The organism is Crenalkalicoccus roseus, assembly GCF_004761865.1.
Taxonomy (GTDB): Bacteria; Pseudomonadota; Alphaproteobacteria; order Acetobacterales; family Acetobacteraceae; genus Crenalkalicoccus; species Crenalkalicoccus roseus.
This window is the reverse complement of sequence record NZ_SJDM01000042.1, coordinates 1-20,908: the sequence shown is the minus strand read 5'-3', so window position 1 is coordinate 20,908 and position 20,908 is coordinate 1. Positions and strand designations below refer to the sequence as shown.

General features: G+C 75.9%; 23 protein-coding genes. 15 read left to right on the top strand and 8 right to left on the bottom strand.

Annotated features, from left to right (window positions below; all coding sequences use genetic code 11):
• Positions 1 to 72: 72 nt before the first annotated feature.
• The gene (locus ET526_RS17620; RefSeq protein ID WP_135469573.1) at positions 73 to 2,325 is read right to left on the bottom strand and encodes a RelA/SpoT family protein; all 2,253 of its coding nucleotides are present in this window, start codon (positions 2,323 to 2,325) and stop codon (positions 73 to 75) included.
• A 90-nt stretch (positions 2,326 to 2,415) separates the two neighbouring features.
• Positions 2,416 to 2,817 carry a DNA-directed RNA polymerase subunit omega gene (gene rpoZ / locus ET526_RS17615; protein WP_135469570.1) on the bottom strand — a complete coding sequence of 134 codons (402 nt, stop codon included), beginning with the start codon at positions 2,815 to 2,817 and terminating at the stop codon, positions 2,416 to 2,418.
• 170 nt (positions 2,818 to 2,987) lie between these two features.
• On the opposite strand from rpoZ, the gene ET526_RS17610 reads away from it, so the two are divergent.
• On the top strand, positions 2,988 to 4,031 hold the full coding sequence (locus ET526_RS17610) for an SDR family oxidoreductase (RefSeq protein WP_135469567.1): 1,044 nt from the start codon (positions 2,988 to 2,990) through the stop codon (positions 4,029 to 4,031).
• Between the two features lie 42 nt (positions 4,032 to 4,073).
• On the opposite strand, the gene ET526_RS17605 is transcribed toward ET526_RS17610, so the two are convergent.
• The gene (locus tag ET526_RS17605) at positions 4,074 to 4,307 is read right to left on the bottom strand and encodes a helix-turn-helix domain-containing protein (RefSeq protein ID WP_135469564.1); all 234 of its coding nucleotides are present in this window, start codon (positions 4,305 to 4,307) and stop codon (positions 4,074 to 4,076) included.
• A gap of 122 nt (positions 4,308 to 4,429) precedes the next feature.
• Here ET526_RS17605 and ET526_RS17600 point away from each other — a divergent pair, with 122 nt between their 5' ends.
• A complete protein-coding gene (locus ET526_RS17600; protein WP_135469561.1) occupies positions 4,430 to 6,253 on the top strand; it encodes a cation:proton antiporter domain-containing protein in 1,824 nt (607 codons plus the stop codon).
• An 8-nt stretch (positions 6,254 to 6,261) separates the two neighbouring features.
• Here the strand turns inward: ET526_RS17600 and ET526_RS17595 are convergent, their stop codons facing one another.
• A complete protein-coding gene (locus tag ET526_RS17595) occupies positions 6,262 to 6,996 on the bottom strand; it encodes an ABC transporter ATP-binding protein (RefSeq protein ID WP_135469558.1) in 735 nt (244 codons plus the stop codon).
• 76 nt (positions 6,997 to 7,072) lie between these two features.
• On the opposite strand from ET526_RS17595, the gene ET526_RS17590 reads away from it, so the two are divergent.
• The 5 genes from ET526_RS17590 to ET526_RS17570 all read left to right on the top strand — a co-directional run bounded on the left by ET526_RS17590 (position 7,073) and on the right by ET526_RS17570 (position 10,260).
• Positions 7,073 to 7,672, top strand: a complete 600-nt coding sequence (locus tag ET526_RS17590) for an arylesterase (RefSeq protein ID WP_135469555.1) — start codon at positions 7,073 to 7,075, stop codon at positions 7,670 to 7,672.
• Positions 7,673 to 7,682: 10 nt separating this feature from the next.
• A complete protein-coding gene (thpR, locus tag ET526_RS17585; protein ID WP_135469551.1) occupies positions 7,683 to 8,219 on the top strand; it encodes an RNA 2',3'-cyclic phosphodiesterase in 537 nt (178 codons plus the stop codon).
• Between the two features lie 109 nt (positions 8,220 to 8,328).
• Entirely contained in the window at positions 8,329 to 8,661 is a 333-nt protein-coding gene (locus tag ET526_RS17580) for a YXWGXW repeat-containing protein (RefSeq protein WP_135469548.1), read from the top strand.
• Between the two features lie 237 nt (positions 8,662 to 8,898).
• Entirely contained in the window at positions 8,899 to 9,384 is a 486-nt protein-coding gene (locus ET526_RS17575) for a copper chaperone PCu(A)C (RefSeq protein WP_135469543.1), read from the top strand.
• 54 nt (positions 9,385 to 9,438) lie between these two features.
• Positions 9,439 to 10,260: a trypsin-like serine peptidase gene (locus ET526_RS17570; RefSeq protein WP_240048457.1), complete on the top strand. Its 822-nt coding sequence runs from the start codon at positions 9,439 to 9,441 to the stop codon at positions 10,258 to 10,260.
• Positions 10,261 to 10,363: 103 nt separating this feature from the next.
• Here the strand turns inward: ET526_RS17570 and ET526_RS17565 are convergent, their stop codons facing one another.
• On the bottom strand, positions 10,364 to 10,756 hold the full coding sequence (locus ET526_RS17565; RefSeq protein WP_135469541.1) for a metallopeptidase family protein: 393 nt from the start codon (positions 10,754 to 10,756) through the stop codon (positions 10,364 to 10,366).
• 53 nt (positions 10,757 to 10,809) lie between these two features.
• Here ET526_RS17565 and ET526_RS17560 point away from each other — a divergent pair, with 53 nt between their 5' ends.
• Complete coding sequence (locus ET526_RS17560; protein WP_135469536.1) at positions 10,810 to 11,100, top strand: 4a-hydroxytetrahydrobiopterin dehydratase; 291 nt, start codon at positions 10,810 to 10,812, stop codon at positions 11,098 to 11,100.
• Between the two features lie 119 nt (positions 11,101 to 11,219).
• On the opposite strand, the gene ET526_RS17555 is transcribed toward ET526_RS17560, so the two are convergent.
• Complete coding sequence (locus ET526_RS17555; RefSeq protein WP_135469533.1) at positions 11,220 to 11,648, bottom strand: Rrf2 family transcriptional regulator; 429 nt, start codon at positions 11,646 to 11,648, stop codon at positions 11,220 to 11,222.
• Between the two features lie 81 nt (positions 11,649 to 11,729).
• On the opposite strand from ET526_RS17555, the gene ET526_RS17550 reads away from it, so the two are divergent.
• Positions 11,730 to 12,206, top strand: a complete 477-nt coding sequence (locus ET526_RS17550; RefSeq protein ID WP_135469530.1) for an MmcB family DNA repair protein — start codon at positions 11,730 to 11,732, stop codon at positions 12,204 to 12,206.
• On the opposite strand, the gene ET526_RS17545 is transcribed toward ET526_RS17550, so the two are convergent.
• Entirely contained in the window at positions 12,180 to 13,175 is a 996-nt protein-coding gene (locus ET526_RS17545; protein WP_135469527.1) for an L-threonylcarbamoyladenylate synthase, read from the bottom strand. The genes ET526_RS17550 and ET526_RS17545 overlap by 27 nt on opposite strands.
• The gene (gene cysQ / locus ET526_RS22155; protein WP_135469523.1) at positions 13,172 to 13,945 is read right to left on the bottom strand and encodes a 3'(2'),5'-bisphosphate nucleotidase CysQ; all 774 of its coding nucleotides are present in this window, start codon (positions 13,943 to 13,945) and stop codon (positions 13,172 to 13,174) included. Before cysQ ends, ET526_RS17545 begins: the two co-directional genes overlap by 4 nt.
• 131 nt (positions 13,946 to 14,076) lie before the next feature.
• Here cysQ and ET526_RS17535 point away from each other — a divergent pair, with 131 nt between their 5' ends.
• From ET526_RS17535 to ET526_RS17510, 6 genes are all read left to right on the top strand, one after another.
• Positions 14,077 to 15,804, top strand: coding sequence for a methyl-accepting chemotaxis protein (locus ET526_RS17535; protein WP_135469520.1), 1,728 nt, complete (start codon positions 14,077 to 14,079; stop codon positions 15,802 to 15,804).
• Between the two features lie 72 nt (positions 15,805 to 15,876).
• A complete protein-coding gene (locus tag ET526_RS17530; protein WP_135469516.1) occupies positions 15,877 to 17,382 on the top strand; it encodes a leucyl aminopeptidase in 1,506 nt (501 codons plus the stop codon).
• 11 nt (positions 17,383 to 17,393) lie between these two features.
• Complete coding sequence (locus ET526_RS17525; RefSeq protein ID WP_135469511.1) at positions 17,394 to 18,824, top strand: leucyl aminopeptidase family protein; 1,431 nt, start codon at positions 17,394 to 17,396, stop codon at positions 18,822 to 18,824.
• A gap of 7 nt (positions 18,825 to 18,831) precedes the next feature.
• Positions 18,832 to 19,290, top strand: coding sequence for a DNA polymerase III subunit chi (locus tag ET526_RS17520; RefSeq protein ID WP_135469508.1), 459 nt, complete (start codon positions 18,832 to 18,834; stop codon positions 19,288 to 19,290).
• A gap of 124 nt (positions 19,291 to 19,414) precedes the next feature.
• Positions 19,415 to 19,951 (top strand): chemotaxis protein CheW, encoded by a 537-nt coding sequence (locus ET526_RS21765; RefSeq protein WP_240048456.1) that lies wholly within the window; start codon positions 19,415 to 19,417, stop codon positions 19,949 to 19,951.
• The coding region (locus ET526_RS17510) for a CheR family methyltransferase (RefSeq protein WP_240048455.1) at positions 19,948 to 20,908 on the top strand (961 nt) is incomplete at its 3' end. The genes ET526_RS21765 and ET526_RS17510, both read left to right, overlap by 4 nt.

Below are 20,908 nucleotides of genomic sequence, written 5' to 3'. Positions count from 1 at the left end.
CGGGAAGGCGCGGGGAAGGCGGGATGAAGCCTTCCGGGGCGGGGGGTGTCAAGGAAGGGCGCCCGGGCGGGATCAGCTCCGCAGCCGCTCCACCCGCATCGTCTCGGGCGAGGCGCGGAGCGAGGCCATGATGCGCTCGAGGTGGCGCAGATCCGTCACCTCCACGTCGAGCGCCATCTCGAAGCCGTCGGCGTCGCGGCGCAGCACCTTGAGGCCGGAGACCAGCCCGTCCTGCTGGGCGACGGATTCGGCGAGGCCGCCGAGGGCGGAGGGGCGGGCGCGGCTCTGCACCAGGATGCGCGCGGTGTGCCGGATGGCCCCCGCCTCCTCCCAGTCGATCTCGAGGAAGCGCTCCGGCGTCTGGGCGAAGCTCTCCAGCATGTGGCAGTCGGCGGCGTGGATGGTCACGCCCCGGCCGGTGGTGACGATGCCGATGATGCGCTCCCCCGGCAGCGGGTGGCAGCAGCCGGCGAAATGATAGGGCATGCCGCTGACGAGGCCGGTCACCGGCATGCGCGGGCCGCCGGGGCGCTCGGCGCCGCGGGCCGCGGCCGGCCCCTGGCCGAGCCGGCCGCGCGGGCGCACCAGCGGTGGCGGGCCGGCGACGCGCGGCGGGCTCCTGTGCTCCGGCACCGCGGCGTGCAGCACCTCCCGCGCCGGGATCTGCCCGCTGCCGACGGCGAGGTAGAGCTCGTCGAGGCCCGGCTGCTTCAGCGCCTTCACCGCGCCTTCCAGCAGCTTCTCGGAGAAGTCGAGCCCTTCCTGGCGGAACGCCTTGGCGATGGCGGCGCGGCCCTGCTGCTGGTTCTCCTCCCGCTGGCGGGCGTGGACGAAGCGGCGGATGCGGGCGCGCGCCTTGCCGGTGACGACGAAGCGCTCCCAGTTCGGGTTGGGCGTGCCGCCGCGGGCGGTGATGATCTCGACCTGGTCGCCGTTCTCGAGCTGGGTGCGCAGCGGCACGATCTTGCCGTTGACCTTGGCGCCGACGCAGGAATCGCCGACCTGGCTGTGCACCTCGTAGGCGAAGTCCACCGGCGTCGCGCCGCGCGGCAGCTCGATGAGATCCCCCTTGGGGGTGAAGCAGAACACCTGGTCGCGGTGCAGCTCGAGCTTGGTGTGCTCGAGGAAGTCCTGCGGCCCCTCGGCGTTCTCCAGGATGTCGAGCAGGGCGCGCACCCAGGGGTAGCGGCGGCGCTCCTTCTGCAGCTCCTCCCCCTGCTTGTAGATCCAGTGCGCGGCGACGCCGTATTCCGCCACCTCGTGCATCTCGCGGGTGCGGATCTGCACCTCGATCTTGGCGTTGCGCCGCTCCGGCACCGTCACGCCGGTGTGGAGCGACTGGTAGCCGTTGCTCTTGGGCGTCGAGATGTAGTCCTTGAACCGGCCCGGCACCACGCGGTAGGCGGCGTGCACGGCGCCGAGCGCGGCGTAGCAGTGCGCCTTCTCGGGGACGATGATGCGGAAGGCCATGACGTCCGAGAGCGCCTCGAAGGTCACGTTCTTCTTCTGCATCTTCAGCCAGATGGAGTAGGGCGACTTCTCCCGCCCCGTCACGTCGAGGAACGGCACCTCGTGCTCGGCCAGCACCCGGCGCAGGTCCTGCTCGATCTCCTTGATGAGGTTGGCGCCCTGGCCGCGCAGGAAGGTCAGGCGCGCGGCGATGGTCTGGCGCGCCTCCGGGTTCAGCTCCTGGAAGGCGAGCGTCTCCAGCTCGGTCTTCAGGGCGTCCATGCCGATGCGCTCGGCGAGCGGGGCGAAGATCTCGAGCGTCTCGCGCGCCGTCTTCCGCCGCCGCTCCGGCTGCGGCACGAAGTGCAGCGTGCGCATGTTGTGCAGCCGGTCGGCGAGCTTGACGAGCAGGACGCGGATGTCCTCGCTCATCGCCAGCACCAGCTTGCGGAAATTCTCCGCCTGCTTGGTGCGCTCGCTCTGCAGCTCCAGGCGGGAGAGCTTGGTCACGCCGTCCACCAGCCGGGCGATCTCGGCGCCGAAGCGGCGTTCGATCTCCTTCAGCCCGGTGGCGGTGTCCTCCGCCACGTCGTGCAGCAGGGCGGTGGCGATGGAGGCGGCGTCGAGGCGGTAGCCGGCCAGGATCTCGGCCACCGCGATCGGGTGGGTGATGTAGGGTTCGCCGTTCTCGCGGGTCTGGCCCGCATGGGCGTGGGCGGCGGTCTCCGCCGCGCGCTCGAGCAGGTCGAGGTCGGCGCGCGGGTCGTAGGCGGCGACCCGGCGGGCGAGGGCCCGGGCCTCCTCAAGCCCCGGCGGCGGGGCGAGGGGGGCGCCGACCGCCGCCCCCTCGGGGGCGTGGGCCACCTCCCCGGTCATGGGGCGGGCACGGCCGGCCGCGAGGGCCGGCTCCGCGCGGGCGGGCGGGCGGGTGGGTGCGGGGCGGCGCCCCTCCCGGCCACGGACAGGCTAGCGGCGCCCCCCGCCGCCGAGTTCGGCCGCGATCGCCGCCTCGATGTCCTCGGGCGACATCTCCTCGATCTGGGTCCCGTCGGCCGGAAGCTGCTCATTGACGTCCATGACGCCGAAGATGTTCTCGTCCGTGGCGATGAGGTCGAGCACCTCCTCCTCCGCCGGCTCGGGCTCGGGCGCCCGCTGCAGGGATTTGACGAGGTCGGCCTCCAGCCCGCCGAGGTCCACCGTCCCCTCGGCGATCTCGCGCAGCGCCACCACCGGGTTCTTGTCGTTGTCGCGATCGAGCGTCAGCGCCTCGCCCCGGCTGATGTTGCGGGCCCGTTGCGCCGCCAGCAGCACCAGTTCGAAGCGGTTCGGAACCTTGAGGATGCAGTCTTCGACGGTGACGCGCGCCATGACGAACCCGTTGCCTTTCCGGCGCGCCGCCAGCAGCCGGCGCGCCCGCCTGGTTGATCCTCCCAGATAGCCGCCGCGGCGCCGCCCTTCAAGGCGCGCGCATTCCCCGGCGCGCCCCGCAACCGCCCCGGCGCCCGCGTGTTCGGCTTGCCTGCGGCGCAGGAGGGATCATGCCCAAGGAGCAGGCTTCGCGGCCGGGGACCGTGGTGGTGACCGGCGCCTCGGCCGGGGTGGGGCGCGCCACCGCGAACGCCTTCGCCCGACGCGGCTGGCGGGTGGCGCTGATCGCCCGCGGCGCGGAGCGGTTGGAAGCGGCGCGGCGCGAGGCCGAGGCGGCGGGCGCGCCGCAGGCCCTGGCGCTGCCGGCCGACGTGGCCGACGCCGCCGCGCTCCGCGCCGCCGCCGACCGCGCGGCGGGCAGCCTCGGCGGCATCGACGTCTGGGTCAACAACGCCATGGCGACCGTCTTCTCCAAGGTCCGGGACATCACGCCGGAGGAGTTCCGCCGCGTCACCGAGGTGACCTATCTCGGCACCGTCCACGGCACGCTCGCCGCGCTCGACCATATGCGGCCGCGCGACCGCGGCACCATCGTGCAGGTCGGCTCCGCCCTCAGCTACCGCGCCATTCCGCTGCAGGCCGCCTATTGCGGCGCCAAATTCGCCATCCGCGGCTTCACCGACTCCCTGCGCAGCGAGCTGCTGCGCGAGGGCAGCCGGATCCGCCTGACCATGGTGCAGCTCCCGGCGGTGAACACCCCGCAATTCGACTGGTCGCGCAGCCACATGCCGCGCCGCGCCCAGCCGGTGCCGCCGATCCACCAGCCGGGGCCGGTGGCGGAGCGGATCGTGCAGGCGGCGCTCGCCGCCCCGCGCGAGCTGTGGGTGGGCTGGCCGAGCCTGCAGGTGATCCTCGGCGCCATGCTGGCGCCGGGGCTGATGGACCGCATGCTCGCCCGCCAGGCCTATGACGGGCAGATGACCGAAGAGCCGGAGCGCCCCCGGCCGGACAACCTGTTCGCCCCGGCGCCGGACGGGCAGGGGGCGCAGGGCCGCTTCGGCCACCGCTCCCGCACCCGGGTGCCGGCCTTCGACCCGGCGCTGCTGCGCGCCGCGGCGGGGCTCGCCGGGGGGCTGCTGCTGCCGCTCCTGCTGCGCGGCCTTACCCCCAACCGCCCGCCGCCCCGGCGGCTCCGCCTGCCCGGCTGGCGCTAGCGCCTGATCCGCGCGGGCGGATCCGCCTGAGGGGGATCCGCTTTAGCACCGCTTCCGCACGCCCGCCCCGCCCCCTTCGTCGGGGTCGAGGAAGGCGACGCCCGCCTCCTCCAGCGCGCGCCGCAGCGCCGCCGCGGTGGCGCGGTGGGGATCGTGGCGGCCGCATTCGAAGCCGCGGACGGTACCGGGGCTGACCTCGGCCCGCGCCGCCAGCTCGGCCTGGGTCCAACCCAGCAGGGCCCGGGCGGCGCGGCACTGGGCGGGCGAGATCGGCATGGCGTCGCAGAGATGGGCAAGCTTGCGCCAAGCGTCAATAGCGACTAAAAACGTCGAAAGCGGCGATCGCCTCCCAGGCCGCCTTCCGGGGCATGACCCCCAAGAGATGGCAGGAGAGACACTTGCCCGAGCATCACACGCCGCTGATCGCCGCCATCGCCATCGGCCTCGCCCTGGCCTTCCTGTTCGGCCTCGCCGCGCACCGGCTGCGCGTCTCCCCCCTGGTCGGCTACCTGCTCGCAGGCATCGCCGTCGGGCCCTTCACGCCGGGCTTCGTCGCCGACCAGGACCTCGCCCACCAGCTCGCCGAGATCGGCGTCATCCTGCTGATGTTCGCGGTCGGGCTGCACTTCTCGCCCAAGGACCTGATGGCGGTGCGCGCCATCGCCCTGCCCGGGGCGATCGCGCAGATCACGGTGGCGACGCTGCTCGGCATGGGCCTCGGCCTCAGCTTCGGCTGGGATGTCGGGGCGGGGCTGGTGTTCGGCCTGGCGCTGTCGGTGGCCAGCACCGTGGTGCTGATCCGCGCCCTGCAGGAGCGGCGGATCCTGGAGACGGAGCGCGGGCGCATCGCCGTCGGCTGGCTGATCGTCGAGGACCTGGCGATGGTCCTCGCCCTGGTGCTGCTGCCGGCGATCGGCGCCGCGCTCGCCGTCGGCGCCGCCACCGGCATCGGCGGCTTCGCCGGCCTGGTCGCGCTGACCCTCGCCAAGGTGGCCGCCTTCGTCGCGGTGATGCTGGTGGCCGGGCGGCGGGTGATCCCGTGGGTGATGCACTACGCGGCGCACACCGGCTCGCGCGAGCTGTTCCGCCTCGCGGTCTACGCGGTGGCGCTCGGCATCGCCTACGGCGCCTCGGCGCTGTTCGACGTCTCCTTCGCCCTCGGCGCCTTCTTCGCCGGCATGGTGCTGTCCGAGAGCCAGCTCAGCCAGCGCGCGGCGGAGGAGGCGATGCCGCTGCGCGACGCCTTCGCGGTGCTGTTCTTCGTCTCGGTCGGCATGCTGTTCGACCCGCGGATCGTGGTGCAGGCCCCGCTCGCCATCCTGGCGACGCTGGCGATCATCGTGCTCGGCAAGTCGCTCGCCGCGCTGCTGATCGTGCGCGCCTTCGGCCATTCCTGGGGCACCGGCCTCACCATCTCGGCGAGCCTCGCGCAGATCGGGGAGTTCTCCTTCATCCTCGCCGCGCTCGGCGTCTCGCTCGGCATGCTGCCGGCGGAGGGGCGGGACCTGATCCTCGCCGGGGCGATCCTCTCGATCCTGCTCAACCCCTTCCTGTTCGCGGCGCTGGAGCGGGGGCGGGCGCGCATCGTGCGCGCGCCCTCCCCGGCCGCGCCGGCCGCCGCGCGGGTCGCGGCGCCGGACGCCGCGCCCGGCCCCGTGGTGGCGGCGCCCCCCGCCCCGCCGCCCCCCGCGCCCGCGCCGGAGGAGCGGCCGGAGCCGACCGCCCTCGCCGGCCATGACGTGCTGGTCGGCTACGGCCGCGTCGGCTCGCTGGTCGGCGCCGGGCTGCGGGCGGCGGGGCGGCCGCTGCTGGTGTTCGAGGAGGGCGCGCGGGCGGTGGCGGCGGCGCAGGAGGCCGGGGCCGAGGTCGTCGTCGGCAACGCCGCCGATCCGGAGGTGCTGCGGCTGGCCAACCTGCCCGCGGCGCGGCGCCTCTTCGTCACCATCCCGGAAGCCTTCGAGGCGGGGCAGGTGGTGCAGCAGGCGCGCGCCGCCAACCCGGCGATCGAGATCATCGTGCGCGCCCATTCCGACGCCGAGGTCGAGCACCTCTCCGCCCTCGGCGCCAGCCTGATCGTGATGGGCGAGCGCGAGATCGCCCACCGCATGCTGGAGCACGCCGCGGCGGACCCGCCCCCCGCGCCGCCCCTGGCCGCGGCGGCGCCGGCGGAGGCGCCGGATTCGCCGCCGCCCGCCCCGGCGCCCCAGCCGCGCCCGGCCTGAGCCGCCGCTCAGCCGCGCATCCCGTCGTCCACGATCCGCCCGTCCTCCATCCGCACCACCCGCCCGCAGCGCGCGGCAAGCGCGGGATCGTGGGTGATCAGCAGCAGCGTGGTGCCGAGGCGCGCGTGCAGGCCGAACAGCAGGTCCATCACCTGCCCGCCGGTCGCGCGGTCGAGGTTGCCGGTCGGCTCGTCGGCCAGCAGCAGCGGCGGCTCGGCCACCGTCGCCCGCGCCAGGGCCACGCGCTGCTGCTCGCCCCCCGAGAGCTGGCCCGGATAGTGCCCGAGACGATGCCCGAGCCCGACCGCGGCGAGCGCCGCCTCGGCGCGGAGGAAGGCGTCCGCCCGCCCGGCGAATTCCAGCGGCACCGCCACGTTCTCGAGCGCGGTCATGGTCGGCACCAGGTGGAAGGCCTGGAACACGATGCCCACCGTCTCGCGCCGGAAGCGCGCCAGCGCGTCCTCCCCCATCGCCGCGAGGTCGTGCCCCGCGACCCGGAGCGCCCCGCCGCTCGGCCGCTCGAGGCCCGCGAGCAGCATCAGCAGCGAGGTCTTGCCGGAGCCGGAGGGGCCGACCAGCCCCACCGTCTCCCCCGGCCGGACGGCGAGGTCGAGGCCGCGGAGGATGTTGACCTCCCCCGCCGGCCCGACCACCTTGAACCGCAGGTCCCGCGCGGCGATGAGGGGATCGGCGGCCCGGCGATCGGGCAGCGTTCGGGACTGGCTGGGGACGGCATCATCCATGGCGGCGAGGGTTTTCCGGGTTGCCTGCCGATATGGTCGGCGCGCCGCCCTCGGGAAGGCATGGCTCGGCCTCGTCATGCTCCTGCCGCCCCGCGCCGGGGGAGCGGAGCCGCTGCGCCTGCTCGCGCTGGGCGACAGCCTGACGGCCGGCTACGGCCTGCCCGCCGGCCAGGGCTTCGTGCCGCGGCTCGAGGCGGCGCTGCGCGCGCGGGGGCGGGCGGTGCGGGTGCTCGACGGCGGCGTCTCCGGCGACACCACGGCGGGCGGGCTTGCGCGGCTCGACTGGGCGCTGGCCGACCGGCCGCAGGCGGCGATCGTCACGCTCGGCGGCAATGACGGGCTGCGCGGGCTCGACCCGGCGCAGACCCACGCCAACCTCGCCGCCATCCTGGACCGGCTCGCGGCGCGCGGCATCCCCGTGCTGCTCGCCGGGATGCTCGCCCCGCCCAATCTCGGCGCCGAATACGGGCGCGAATTCGCCGGGGTGTACCGGCGCCTCGCGGAGGAGCGGCCGGAGGTGCTGCTCTATCCCTTCTTCCTGGAGGGCGTCGCCGCCGATCCGGCGCTGAACCAGGCGGACGGCATCCACCCCAACGCGCAGGGGGTGGAGGAGATCGTCCGCCGCATCCTGCCCGCGGTCGAGGCGCTGCTCGATCGCGTGCCCGGCCCGGGCTGAGGAGACCGACATGCTGCGCCTCTTCGTGGCCCTCCCCCTTCCCGCCGAGGTGAGGGGGCGGCTCGCCGCCCTCTCGGGCGGCATCCCCGGCGCCAAATGGGTGCCGCCGGAGAACTACCACCTGACGCTCCGCTTCATCGGCGAGGTCGAGCCCTGGCGGGCGCAGGAGGTGGACGACGCCCTCGCCACCATCCGCGCCCGGCCCTTCGCGCTTTCGCTGCGCGGCCTCGGCACCTTCGAGCGCGGCGGGAAGATCAGCGCCCTCTGGGTCGGGGCGGAGCGGACCGAGGGCCTCGCCTTCCTGCAGGGCAAGGTGGAGACGGCGCTGCAGCGCGCCGGGCTGGAGCCGGAGCGGCGGCGCTTCGCCCCGCACGTCACGCTCGCGCGCACCGACAAGGCGGCGCCGGAGAAGCTGATCGCCTTCGTGCAGGCGCACAACCTGTTCCGCGCCCCGCCGGTGATGGTGGAGAGCTTCACCCTCTACTCCTCGCACCTCGGCAAGGAGCAGGCGGTCTATGTGCCGGAGGTGGAGTACGCGCTGGCCTGACGCCGCGTATCCGGCCGTTACGCTTCTTCACGCGCGGCAAGCCGGGCCGCCACAAAGGCGTCACGCGGCGGGGCGAGCCTTGGCTCGGTTCCCGCCGGGAGACGAAGCGATGAAGCGTCGAGACCTGCTGTCCACCCTCGCCACGGCGCTGCTGGCCGCAGGGGGCACGATGAGTCTCGCGGCCGAGGCCGAGGCGCGCGAGCACCGCCACGGCCCGCCCCCGCGCCACGCCCCGCCGCCGCCGCCCCGCCATGCGCGCCGGCCCCCGCCGCCCCGGCGCGGCCATGTCTGGGCCCCCGGATACTGGCAGTGGGATGGCCGCCGCTATGTCTGGGTAGAGGGGCGGTGGCTGCGCGAGCGGCCCGGCTGGCGCTACGCCGCGCCGCGCTGGGACCGGCGCGGCGAGGCCTGGGTGTTCCGCCCCGGCGACTGGGTGCGCTAGAGCAGATCCCGTTCAGGTGTCCCCCCCCTGGACGGGTGAAGAAGGCCGCACATTCAACGAGCTGGAGCGTTTTCCGTGAGCCGGGATGAACGGAACATGCTCCATCGCCCGATCCGCGAAGGCGGGATCGCCGGGGTGTTCCCTTCGCGCGCCCCCCGGCCTATCAGGCGGCCGTCCCGGCGGGCCGGGCGGCCCGCCGGCGCCGCGACGGCCCCGCCGCGCCGGAGGAGCCGAACCATGATCCGTCGCATCGCCGCCACCCGCCGCGCCCTGCTCGGTGCCGCCGCCCTTCTTCCCCTCGGCCGGACCGCCCGGGCGGAGGAGATCCGCATCGGCGACCTCGTCATCACCCGCGCCTGGAGCCGCGCCGCCCCCCAGGGCGGGAGCGGCGCCGGCTACCTTGCCATCGCCAACCGCGGGGCCGCCGCCGACCGGCTGGTCGCCGCCGCCAGCCCCGCCGCCGGGCGCGTGGAGCTGCACACCCATGAGCGGGAAGGCGAGGTGATGCGCATGCGCGAGGTGCCGGCGATCGAGATCCCCCCCGGCGAGACCGTCACCCTGCGCCCGGGCGGGCTGCACCTGATGCTGATCGGCCTCCTCCGCCCGCTGCACCAGGGCGAGACGGTGCCGGTGACGCTGCGCTTCGAGCGGGCGGGCGAGGTGGAGGTGCCGCTCGCCATCGCCGCCGCCGGGGCGCGGGAACCGGGCGGGCACGGCCACTGACGCTTGGTACGGCAGGTCCCGGCCTTCTGCGTGGCCTGGTGCCGGGAACCCGCCGTGACGAGGCCCGGCATGGGCGGCCGCGCCCGCCGCCCCGGGCCGGGACCTCGCGCGGCCGGCATGACGGCGCGGCGGCCGGGCGGGAAGGCCGCGCGCGCCGGGCTGGCGGCCCTGCTCCTCCTCGGCGCCTCCCCGGCGGCGCGGGGGCAGGAGCGGCCGGCGCTGCCCGGCATCGGCGCCGCCGATCCGCGCCGGCCCGTGGACCACGCGGCCGAGCCCTGGCGCGCCCTCGGCCGGGTGCAGACCGAGGCCGGCGGGCGCTGCACCGGCGTGCTGGTCGGCCCGCGCACCGTGCTGACCGCGGCGCACTGCCTGGTGGCGCCGCGCACCGGGCGGCTGGTGCGGCCGGGGGCGGTGCATTTCCTGCTCGGCTATCACCTCGGCGGCTGGGCGGCGCATGCCCGCGCCGCCGCCTACCGGATCGGCGAGGGCTATGATCCGGCGGCGCGACGCCCGGCGGGCGCGGACTGGGCGGTGCTGACGCTGGAGCGCACGGTGGGCGCGCCCGACCGCGTCCTGCCGCTGCTGCGCGAGGCGCCGGCGCCGCGCATGCCGCTCGCCCTCGCCGGCTACCAGCAGGACCGGCCGGAGGCGCTGCTCGCCGACACCGCCTGCCGCGTCCTCGGCCTGGGGCGCGACGCCGCGGGCCTGCCGCTGCTGCTGCACGACTGCGCCGGCACGCGCGGGGCGAGCGGCGCGCCGCTGCTGGCCCGCGATGCGGAGGGGCGCTGGGCGGTGGCCGGCATCGCCTCCGCCGCCGCGGCGGCGCTGGCGCTGGGCGCGGCGGTGCCTGCCGGCGCGATCAGGGGGGTGCCGTAGAAGCGGCCGGTGGAGGGGTACGCCGGCGTCCGCGGGCGGGCCGGCCGCGGTCCGCGGGGCCCGGCATCGCGCCGCCGGCCGTTTCTCCCCTCCGCGACCGGCCCTACTGCTCCCGCTCCAGCCGCTCGATGTCCTCCTCGGAGAGGCCGAAATGGTGGCCGATCTCGTGCAGCAGCACGTTGCGTACCAGGCGGAACAGGTCCTCCCCGGTCTCGATCCATTCGAGCAGGATGGGCTCGCGGAACAGCAGGATGGTGTCGGGTTCGCGCGGCACGTCCATGGCGCTCTTCTGGGTGAGCGGCGTGCCGCGGTAGAGGCCGGTCAGCTCCCAGGGGCTGTCGAGCCCCATCTCGGCCAGGGTCTCCTCGTCCGGCGCCTCCTCCACCACGATGGCGGCACCGCGCACGAGGTCGCGCAGCTCCTCGGGGATGGCGGCGAGCGCCGCCTCCGCCATCTCGACCATGTCGTCCAGGCTGGGGGGCGTGGTGTGGCGCATGGGCGCAAACCACGCCGCCCCGCGCCCGGCGTCAAGGGAGAAGGAGAGCAAGGATGGTGGAGCGGCTCGACGCGGCGTCCCGCGCCCGCCTGGCGGAGACGCTGCCGGAATGGCGGATGGTGGAGGGGCGGGACGCGATCCGGCGGGAGTTCCGCTTCCGCGACTTCAGCGAGGCCTGGGGCTTCATGGCCCGGGTGGCGCTGCTGGCGGAGCGCCAGGACCACCACCCGGAGTGGCGCAATGTGTGGAACCGGGTGGAGATCGTGCTCACCACCCACGATGCCGGCGGGCTGAGCAGGCGCGACGTCGAGCTGGCGCGGGCGATCGACGCCCTGGCCGGCTGAGGCCGACGGCCCGGATGCGTCACGCATCCGGGCAAGGGCGCGGCAGGAGCCGCGGGCCGCATCCGCGGCCTCGGCACCGGTCGAGGACCGGTGCCGCCGGTATGGGGTGCCCGCGGGCGTCAGGCCACCTGCCGCGCCGGCTCCATCCTGGCCAGGAGGTCGGCGATGGTGGTGGTGGCAAGGTCGCGCAGCATCGCCGCCTCGGCCTGGTCGAAGCGCTGGCGCAGCAGCTCCGGCACCTGGCGGCCGATCGGGTCGGCCTTGCTGGCGCGCCCATGCACCCGGATCAGCCTGTCCTTCTCCGGATGGATGGCGCGCCAGACGTCGCGCAGCGTGATCTCGGCGGCGGGGCGGGCCAGCGCCGCCCCTCCCGGGCCGCGCTGCACCGAGATCAGGCGGGCGCGCGCCAGATGGCCGGCGATGCGCCGGACGACCACGGGGTTGGTCCCGATGCTCACCGCCATGCGCGCGCTGGTGGCCTCATCGGCGGTGTCGCTGGCGATCAGGAGCAGGATGTGGATGGCGACGGCGAAGCGTGTTGCGACCATGAAACAGCATGTATCCCGGCGCACCATGGCAGCATCGTCGCCTCTTGACCAGATGTTCCGGCGCCTGGGAATGGATTTTGCGTGAACCAGCTTCTTCCCCCCGCCGCCCGCACCGCCCTGGTCTGCCGCGCCGCCATGCGCTTCTGCGCGCTGCGCGGCTGGGCGCCGGTGCAGGAGGTGCCGCTGCCGAACGGGCGGCGCGCCGACATCCTCGCCCTGCTGCCCGATGGCGGCTTTGCCGCGATCGAGGTGAAGTCCTGCGCCCGCGACTTCCTCTCGGACGGCAAGTGGCCGGAATACCGCGACTACTGCGACCGGCTCTACTTCGCCGTGGACACCGACTTCCCGCAGGAATTGCTGCCGGAGGACACCGGGCTGGTGGTGGCGGCCGAGGGCGCGGAGGCGGCGCTGCTGCGCGAGGCGCCGGCGCATCCCCTGGCCCCGGCGCGCCGCCGTGCGCTGCTGCTGCGCTACGCCACGCTGGCCGCCGGGCGCCTCGCCGCGCTGTCGGATCCGGCGGGCTTCAGCGCGCTACGGGCGGCGCTGCGGGTGGAGTAGGCCCGGGCGCGGCGCCGCGGCGCGCGCCAGGCGGTCGTTGATGGCAAGGCCGAGCCCCGTGCGCGGCACCGGCATCGCCGCGATGCGCGCGCAGCCGCGCCGCGTGCCCTCCGCATCCAGCCAGCGCAGCCCGGCGAAGAGGCGCGAGGCGGCCTCCGCCAGGTCGCCCCGCTCGGAGAGGTTCCAGGTCACCGCCGCCCCCGACGGGGCCGGCCCGAAGGCGAGCAGCGCCTCGTCCGGCGCCGCCTCCCGCGCCTCCAGCCGCACCGGCAGGCCGGGCGCGTAGTGCGAGGCGAGAAGGCCGGGCGAGCGCAGCCCCTCCCCCCCCTCCACCGCCGCGGCGCGGCGCGCGACCGGGCCGATCGCGGCCTCGATCGCCTCCACCGGCACGCCTCCCGGCCGCAGCAGCACCGCCTCTTCCCCGCTCAGGTCGAGCACGGTGGATTCGACGCCGACCGGGCAGGGGCCGCCATCCAGCACCGCCGCGATCCGCCCGCCGAGCCCCTCCAGCACATGCTCCGCCGTGGTCGGGCTGACCGCGCCGGAGCGGTTGGCCGAGGGCGCGGCCACCGGCACCCCCGCCGCGCGCAGCAGGGCGAGCGCCAGGGGATGGGCGGGCACGCGCACCGCCAGCGTCTCCAGCCCCGCGCTCGCCAGCAGGTCCACGCCGCAGCCCGGGCGGCGCGGCAGCACCAGGGTCAGCGGCCCCGGCCAGAAGCGCGCGGCGAGGGTGCGGGCACGGCCCTCCGCCGCCACCTCGGCGAAGGCGGCCCCGGCCTCGGGGTAGTGGACGATCAGCGGGTTGAAGCGCGGCCGCCCCTTGGCCTCGAACACCGCGGCCAGGGCGCGGGGGTTCCGCGCATCGGCGCCGAGGCCGTAGACCGTCTCGGTCGGGAAGGCGACCAGCGCGCCCTCGCGCAGCAGCGCCGCGGCGCGCCCGACCTCCCCGGGCGGCAGGAGCCGCGTCACCCCCCGCCGCCCCGGCCGGCGCAGAGGAAGCCGGCATTGGCCCAGCCCGGCTTGCGGTAGCGCAGCGGCGCGCCGTCCCAGCCCCGCACCGTGCCGCCGGCGGCCTCCACCACCGCCTGCGGCGCCGCGGTGTCCCATTCCATGGTGCGGCCGAAGCGCGGGTAGAGGTCGGCCACGCCCTCCGCCACGCGGCAGAATTTCACCGCCGAGCCGAGCTTCTCCACGCGCTGCACGCGCCGCCCGGCCAGGAAGTCGTCGAGGCGCGGGTCGTCCGAGTAGTGGCGGCTGGCCAGCACCACCGCCCCCTCCGGCGGCAGGGCGCGGGCGGCGATGGCGCGTCGCCCCTCGCGCGCATCCTCCTTCCAGGCGCCGGCGCCCTGGCGGCCGGCGAACAGCTCGCCGGTCACCGGCACGGCGACGGCGCCGAGCACGGCGCGGTCGCCCGCGACCAGGCCGATGTTGACGGTGAAGCTGTCGAAGCCGGCGGCGAATTCCCGCGTGCCGTCCAGCGGATCCACCAGCCAGAAGCGCTCGCCCGGCGCGGGGGCGATGCCGGCCTCCACCTCCTCCTCGGCGATCACCGCGATGTCCGGGGTGGCGGCGCGCAGCCCCTCGACGATCAGCGCCTCGGCGACGCGGTCGGCCTCGGTGACCGGGCTGCGGTCGGTCTTGCGGTCCACCGCGAAGCCGGCGCGGCGGATGGCGAGGATGGCCTCCGCCGCGCGGCGGGCGAGGCCGGCGGCGAGGTCGAGCAGCGCGTCGTCGTCCATGGCGGGGGTGTGGCGCCGGGCGCGGCCGGGGGCAAGCCCGAAGGATCAAAAGGAATTCACAACGAAATGCGTGCAAACCCCGCCCCCGCGGCGATGCCGCCGCCAGGACAGCGAACCAGGACCCCGCAACCATGACCGCCCTCCTCCACCGCCTGCGGCAGTGGCCGATCGCCCTGCGCATCCACGGCATCACCCTCGTCGCCCTGTTCGGCGTGCTTGCCACCGTCGGCTTCAAGGCTTGGGTCCAGGTCCGGGAGGAGGAGCAGCACCGGATCGCGCTGCTCACCGGCATCACCGACAGCGCCCTCGCCATCGCCGCCCATTACGAGGCGGAGGAGCGCGCCGGCCGCCAGACGCGCGAAGCCGCGCAGCGTGCCGCCATCGAGGCGATCCGCGCCATCCGCTACCGTGGCGAGGAGTATCTCTGGATCAACGACATGGCGCCGCGGATGGTGATGCACCCCTTCCGCCCCGACCTCGAGGGCAAGGACCTGTCGGATTTCAAGGATCCGAACGGCTTCCGGTTGTTTGCAGCCTTTGTCGATGCGGTACGGCGCGAGGGGAGCGGCGTGGTCGGCTCCCTCTGGCCGCGGCCCGGCGCGCAGCAGCCGGTCGAGAAGCTCTCCTACGTCCGGGGTTTCGCCCCCTGGGGCTGGGTGATCGGCACCGGCGTCTATGTGGACGATCTGCGCGCCGCTCAGGCGAACGACATCCGGGAGGCGCTTCTCGTGGTCACGGTGGTGGGGCTGCTGGTCGGGCTGCTGGCCTGGCTGATCGCCCGCGGGATCACCCGGCCCCTCGCCGCCCTCACCACCGCCACCGCCGCCATGGCAGAGGGGGATCTCGACTCCGCCGTGCCCGGCACCAGGCGCGCGGACGAGGTGGGCGTGCTGGCGCGCGCGCTGGAAGCCTTTCGCGCCCAGGGGCTGGAGAAGCGCCGCCTGGAGGCCGCCGCCGCCACCGAGCGCGCGGCGCGCGACCGCCGCCAGGCGGCGATGGAACGCCACATCCAGGAGTTCGGCGCCTCCATCTCCGGCGTCATGGCGACGCTTGGCGGGTCGGCCGAGGCAATGCGCAAAGCGGCGGAGAAGATGGCGGAGGCGGTCCGCCACACCCGCGAGGGCGCTGCCTCCACCGCCTCCGGCGCCGAGGAGAGCGCACGCAATCTCGGCGCCGTCGCCGCCGCCGCCGAGGAGCTGACCGCGAGCATCGGCGAGATCACCCGCCAGGTGGCGCAGGCGGCCCAGGCGGCGCAGGCGGCGGTGGAGCGCGCCCGGGCCACGGATGCGACGGTGCGCGGCCTGTCCGAGGCGGCAGGCCAGATCGGAGAGGTGGTGCGGCTGATCGCCGACATTGCGGGGCAGACCAACCTGCTCGCCCTCAACGCCACCATCGAGGCGGCGCGCGCCGGAGAGGCGGGAAAGGGCTTCGCCGTGGTGGCCGGAGAGGTGAAGGCGCTTGCCGCCCAGACCGCGAAGGCGACCGAGCAGATCGGCGTCCAGGTCGCCGCCATCCAGGAAGCGACCGGGGAAGCGGTGGGTGCGGTGCGTGAGGTGGGTGAGGCGATCGGCCGCGTCAGCGAGGTCGCCGCGACGATCGCTGCGGCGGTGGAGGAGCAGGGCGCGGCGACGCGCGAGATCGCCGCCAGCGTGCAGACCGTGGCCCGGCAGAACGAAACCGCCACCCGCGCCATGTGCGAGGTTTCGGACGTTGCGGAGGGGGCACGTGGCTCCAGCGATGCGGTGCTCTCGGCCGCTGATGAGGTGGCGCACGTTTCCGCCAGGCTGCGCCAGGAGGTGGACCATTTCCTCGCCGCCATGCGCACGGAGGGGGAGGGCAGCCGCCAGGCCGCCGCCTGAGCGCCGCACCCTGGCCGCGCCGCGCCACGCTGGTAGATTGCCCGCCGGAGCGCAGCCGAGACAGGAGCCCCCATGCCCGACATCGCCTTCGTCAAGCCCGCCCTGCCGCGCAGCGGGGCGCTGGTGCTGCCGCTGCCCGAAGCGGCGGAAGGCGCGGCGTGGAACGACAACCTGCGCCGTGCCGCAGACGAGGCCACCGGCGGCGCCGTCTCCCGCGCCCTGGAGGCGGCCGCCTTCAAGGGCCGCAAGGGCCAGTCCTGCACCATCTGGGCGCCGGGCGCGGGCCTCTCCCGCGTCGTCGCCATCGGCCTCGGCAAGCCGGGCGAGGTGACCCCCGAGGGAGCGGAGGCGGCGGGCGGCGCCATCGCCCCCCTGATCGTGCAGGAGCGCGAGGCGCTGGTGGCGGCGGAGGGGCTGCCGCCCGCGCTCGCCGCCGGCCTCGCCCTCGGCCTCACGCTGCGCGCCTGGCGCTTCGACCGCTACCGCACCCAGGAGAAGGAGGAGGACAAGCCGAAGCTCGAGCGCGTGGCCATCGCCACCGCCGACACCGCCGCCGCCAAGGCGGCCTGGATGCCGATGCGCGCGGCGGCCGACGGCGTGGCGCTGGCGCGCGAGCTGGTGGCGGAGCCGCCCAACGTGCTCGGCCCGGAGGAGATGGCGGAGCGCTGCCGCGGCCTCGAGAAGCACGGCGTCGAGGTCGAGGTGCTGGGCCCGAAGGAGATGAGGAAGCTCGGCTTCGGCGCCCTGCTCGGCGTGGCGCAGGGCAGCGCGCGGGAGCCGCGCGTGGTGGTGATGCGCTGGAACGGCGCCTCGGGCAACGGCAAGGGCAGGCGCGGCCGGCCGGTCGCCTTCATCGGCAAGGGCGTCACCTTCGACACCGGGGGCATCTCCATCAAGCCGGCCCAGGGCATGGAGGAGATGAAGTACGACATGGCCGGCGCCGGCGCCGTGGTCGGGCTGATGGCGGCGCTGGCCGGGCGGCGCGCCAGGGTGGACGCGGTCGGCATGGTCGGGCTGGTGGAGAACATGCCCTCCGGCACCGCGCAGCGGCCGGGCGACGTGGTGAAGACCTATTCCGGCCAGACGGTGGAGGTGATCAACACCGACGCCGAGGGCCGCCTCGTCCTCGCCGACCTGCTCTGGTACTGCCAGGAGCGGTTCGAGCCGCGCTTCATGGTGGACCTCGCCACGCTGACCGGGGCCATCATCATCTCCCTCGGCCACGAGCATGCGGGCCTGTTCAGCAACGACGACGAGCTGGCGCAGCGCATCGAGGCCGCCGGCCGCGCGGTGGGCGAGGCGTGCTGGCGCATGCCGCTCGGCGAGGCCTACGACAAGCAGCTCAAATCCGACATCGCCGACATGAAGAACGTCGGCGGGCGGCCCGGCGGCTCGATCACCGCGGCGCAGTTCCTGCAGCGCTTCGTCAACACCAAGAAAGGGCCGATGCCCTGGGCGCATCTCGACATCGCCGGCACGGCCTGGGCGCAGAAGGACCTGCCGCTGGCGCCGAAGGGACCGACCGGCTTCGGCGTGCGGCTGCTCGACCGCCTGGTGGCCGAGCACTACGAGGGCTGACGGCGCGCCCCATGCTGCGGGTCCGGCTGCGCCGCGCGGAGCGGGACGGGGCGGCGGACCCGCGCGCCATGCCGGTGCGCCAGGGGGCGGTGCCGCCGCGCTTCGCCCGGGCCGCCGCCGCCGCCCGCTTCACCGGCGGCGTGGGGCAGGTGCTGGACCTGCCGGGGCCGGAGGGGCGGGTGTTACTGATCGGCGCCGGCGCGCCGCGCCACGCCACCGGATGGGAGGCGGCGGGCGGCCGCGCCGCCGCGGCGGCCCTGGCCTGCGGGGCACGGCGCCTCGCCCTCGACGCGCGCGGCCTGCCGCCCGCGGCCGCCGCCGCGCTCGCCGCCGGCGCCTGCCTGCGCGCTTGGCGCCCCGACCGCTGGCGGACGCGCACGGAGGAGGCGCCCCTCGCCGCGCTCGACCTGCTGGTCGACGACCCGGCGGCGACGGCGCCCTTCTGGGCGCGGGCCGAGGCGGCGGCGCGCGGCTGCCTGCTCGCCCGCGACCTCACCGCCGAGCCCGGCAACCGCCTGACCACGCGGGAGTTCGCCGCGCGGCTGGAGGCGCTCTCCGAGCACGGCATCGCGGTGGACGTGCTCGGCCGCAAGCGGCTGGCGCGGGCGGGCTGCGGCGCGCTGCTCGCGGTCGGGCGGGCCGCCGCGCACCCGCCGCGCCTCGCCGTGCTGCGCTGGCGCGGCAGCTTCGCCGCCCCGCCCGTGGCCTTCATCGGCAAGGGCATCACCTTCGACACCGGCGGCCTCTCGCTCAAGCCCGCCGAGGGGATGGAGGCGATGCGCGGCGACATGGCGGGCGCGGCCGCCTGCGCGGGCGCGATGCTGGCGCTCGCGCTCCGCCGCTCTCCCGCCCCGGCGGTGGCGGTGCTGGCGCTGGCGGAGAACGCGATCGGCGCCGACGCCTACCGCCCGGGCGACGTGCTCGCCACCCTCTCCGGCCGCACGGTGGAGGTGGTGGACACGGATGCGGAGGGGCGGCTCGTGCTGGCCGATGCGCTGCATTACGCGCGCACCCGCTTCGCCCCGGCGGCGATGCTCGACCTCGCCACCCTGACCGGCGCGGCGGTGACCGCGCTTGGCCACCACCGCGCGGCGCTGTTCGGCACCGACGCGGCGCTGCTCGCGCAGGTGGCGGCGGCGGGAGAGGCGGTGGGCGAGCCCGTCTGGCCGCTGCCCATCGGCGCGCGGCACCGCGAGGACCTCGCCAGCGACATCGCCGACCTCAGGCAGTGCGCCACCGGCCGCCTCCTGCCCGATGCCTGCCACGCCGCCGCCTTCCTGCGCGAATTCGCGGGCGGGGTGCCCTGGGCGCATCTCGACATCGCCGGGGCGGCGCGGCGCGCGGAGGAGGAGCCGCTCGGCCCGAAGGGGCCGAGCGGCTTCGGCGCACGGCTTCTGGACGCGCTGATGGCGATGTATTTCGAGGACCCCGACCGGCACTGAGCGGGCGATGGCGGAGATCGGCTTCTATCACCTGACGCGCACGCCGCTGGAGCAGGCCCTGCCCCGGCTGCTCGGCCGCGTGCTGCAGCAGCAGGGGCGGGCGCTGGTGCTGTGCGGCGGCGAGGAGCGCCTGGCCGCGCTGGACGCCGCGCTCTGGCTCTGCCCCGACCCGGACTGGCTGCCGCACGGCACGCCGGCCACGGGCCATGCCGAGCTGCAGCCGATCTGGCTGACGACGCAGGATGTGGGCGAGGCCGGCGCGCCGAACGGCGCGCGCTACCTGTTCCTGGTGGACGGGGCGGAGAGCGCGCGCCTTTCCCTGTTCGACCGCGTGCTCGACCTGTTCGACGGCAATGACGAGGCGGCGGTGGCGGCGGCGCGGCGGCGCTGGGCAGCGGCGAAGGAGGCGGGGCACGCGCTCAGCTACTGGCAGCAGGGGCCGCGCGGCTGGGAGCGGAAGGCGTGAGGGCCCGGGCCGCGCGGTGGCAGGGCGGCGGGGCTTCTGCTACAGCGCTATACGCCGCCATGGATCCCGCCCCCGCCCCTTCCGCGCGGCCGAGCCGCCGCCCCGGCGCACCCGCCGCCCGCGCGTGACCGCCTCCGCCCTCCCCCGGTCCGCCGCCGCGCCCCTGCCGGTCGTGGTGTTCGCCCTCGGCGCGACGCGCTGCGCGCTGCGCCAGGCCGAGGTGCGGGAATTGCTGCCGCTGCCGCGCCTGTGGCGCCCGCCCGGGGCGCCGCGCTGCGTCGAGGGGCTCATGAACCTCGGCGGGGAGGCGATCGCCGTGGTGCCGCTCGCGCCGCTGCTCCTGCCCGGGGCCGGGGAGGCGGAGGAAGGGCCGGAGGCGCGGCTCTACCACCACCTGATTCTGCTGCGCGGCGGGCCGGTGGCGCTGCGGGTGCCGCGGGTGCTGGAGGCGGCGCCGGTGGCGCCGGAGCGGCTGCGCCCCGTGGCGCGGGGGGAGACGCTGAACGGCTGCGTGGAGGCGGAGATCGAGGAGGAGGGCGGCGGCCTGATCCACCTGCTGGATGCCGGGCGGATCCTGCTTGCGCGCGAGCGCGAGGCGCTCGCCGACCTTGCCCGCGCCGCCGCGGCGCGGCTGCGGGAATGGGAGCCCGGCGCGGCGTGACCCGCCCCGACCCCGCGCCGGACGAGGCCTTCCGGCGGCTGAAGGAGCGCATCATCGCCCGCACCGGCCATTTCTACTACCAGGACAAGGACGCGGCACTGTGGGAGCGCCTCCTGCGGCGGTTCCACGCCACCGGCGCGCGGGACGCCGCCGCCTATCTCGCGCGCCTCGACGATCCGGCGGCGGGGGAGGCCGAGTGGGCGGCGCTGGAGGCCGAGATCACCATCGGCGAGACCTTCTTCTTCCGCTACGCGGAGCAGTTCGACGCGCTGCGCGACACCATCCTGCCGGAGCTGATCGCGGCCAACCGCGCCCGGCGGCGCCTGCGCGTCTGGAGCGCGGGCTGCGCCACCGGCGCCGAACCCTATTCCGTCGCCATCCTGCTCCGCCGCCTGCTCGGCGAGGAGATCGGCGCCTGGAGCGTCTCCGTCCTCGGCACCGACATCAACCTCGCCTTCCTCGATGCGGCGCGCCGCGCGCGCTACGGCGCCTGGGCGCTGCGCGCCATCCCCGAGGCGGAGCGGGCGCGGGACTTCCTGCCGGCGGCGGACGGGCGCGGCTGGGTGCTGCGGCCGCAGCACCGCGCCCTGGTGCGCTTCGAGCGCCACAACCTGCTGAGCCTGCTCGACGGCACCACGCCCTTGCAGATGGCGGAGTTCGACCTGATCCTCTGCCGCAACGTGCTGATCTACTTCCACCCGGGGACGATCCGGCGCGTCGTCCGCGCGCTCGGCGAGCGGCTGTCGAAGGGCGGCTGGATGCTGCTCGGTCATGCCGAGCCGAACCCCGCCTTCCGCGAGCACCTCGCGGTGGTGGAGCTGCCCGGCACCGTCGCCTTCCGCCGCCCGGTGCCGGAACCGCCCGCGCCGGCGCCCCCGGCCGCCGCGCTTCCCGCCCCTCCGCCGCCGCCGCGCCCCGCCGCTTCGCCGCCGCGCCCTGTGCGGCGGCCGCCCGCCC

Excerpts from the sequence above, each read along its gene's own strand:
- ET526_RS17555 (WP_135469533.1), bottom strand. The coding sequence starts at position 11,648 with ATGGTCGCAACACGCTTCGCCGTCGCCATCCACATCCTGCTCCTGATC.
- ET526_RS17520 (WP_135469508.1), top strand. The coding sequence starts at position 18,832 with ATGGCGGAGATCGGCTTCTATCACCTGACGCGCACGCCGCTGGAGCAG.
- rpoZ (WP_135469570.1), bottom strand. The coding sequence starts at position 2,817 with ATGGCGCGCGTCACCGTCGAAGACTGCATCCTCAAGGTTCCGAACCGC.
- ET526_RS17620 (WP_135469573.1), bottom strand. The coding sequence starts at position 2,325 with ATGACCGGGGAGGTGGCCCACGCCCCCGAGGGGGCGGCGGTCGGCGCC.
- ET526_RS17580 (WP_135469548.1), top strand. The coding sequence starts at position 8,329 with ATGAAGCGTCGAGACCTGCTGTCCACCCTCGCCACGGCGCTGCTGGCC.
- ET526_RS17605 (WP_135469564.1), bottom strand. The coding sequence starts at position 4,307 with ATGCCGATCTCGCCCGCCCAGTGCCGCGCCGCCCGGGCCCTGCTGGGT.
- cysQ (WP_135469523.1), bottom strand. The coding sequence starts at position 13,945 with ATGGACGACGACGCGCTGCTCGACCTCGCCGCCGGCCTCGCCCGCCGC.
- ET526_RS17595 (WP_135469558.1), bottom strand. The coding sequence starts at position 6,996 with ATGGATGATGCCGTCCCCAGCCAGTCCCGAACGCTGCCCGATCGCCGG.
- thpR (WP_135469551.1), top strand. The coding sequence starts at position 7,683 with ATGCTGCGCCTCTTCGTGGCCCTCCCCCTTCCCGCCGAGGTGAGGGGG.
- ET526_RS17590 (WP_135469555.1), top strand. The coding sequence starts at position 7,073 with ATGCTCCTGCCGCCCCGCGCCGGGGGAGCGGAGCCGCTGCGCCTGCTC.
- ET526_RS17610 (WP_135469567.1), top strand. The coding sequence starts at position 2,988 with ATGCCCAAGGAGCAGGCTTCGCGGCCGGGGACCGTGGTGGTGACCGGC.
- ET526_RS17525 (WP_135469511.1), top strand. The coding sequence starts at position 17,394 with ATGCTGCGGGTCCGGCTGCGCCGCGCGGAGCGGGACGGGGCGGCGGAC.
- ET526_RS17565 (WP_135469541.1), bottom strand. The coding sequence starts at position 10,756 with ATGCGCCACACCACGCCCCCCAGCCTGGACGACATGGTCGAGATGGCG.
- ET526_RS17560 (WP_135469536.1), top strand. The coding sequence starts at position 10,810 with ATGGTGGAGCGGCTCGACGCGGCGTCCCGCGCCCGCCTGGCGGAGACG.
- ET526_RS17575 (WP_135469543.1), top strand. The coding sequence starts at position 8,899 with ATGATCCGTCGCATCGCCGCCACCCGCCGCGCCCTGCTCGGTGCCGCC.
- ET526_RS17530 (WP_135469516.1), top strand. The coding sequence starts at position 15,877 with ATGCCCGACATCGCCTTCGTCAAGCCCGCCCTGCCGCGCAGCGGGGCG.
- ET526_RS17535 (WP_135469520.1), top strand. The coding sequence starts at position 14,077 with ATGACCGCCCTCCTCCACCGCCTGCGGCAGTGGCCGATCGCCCTGCGC.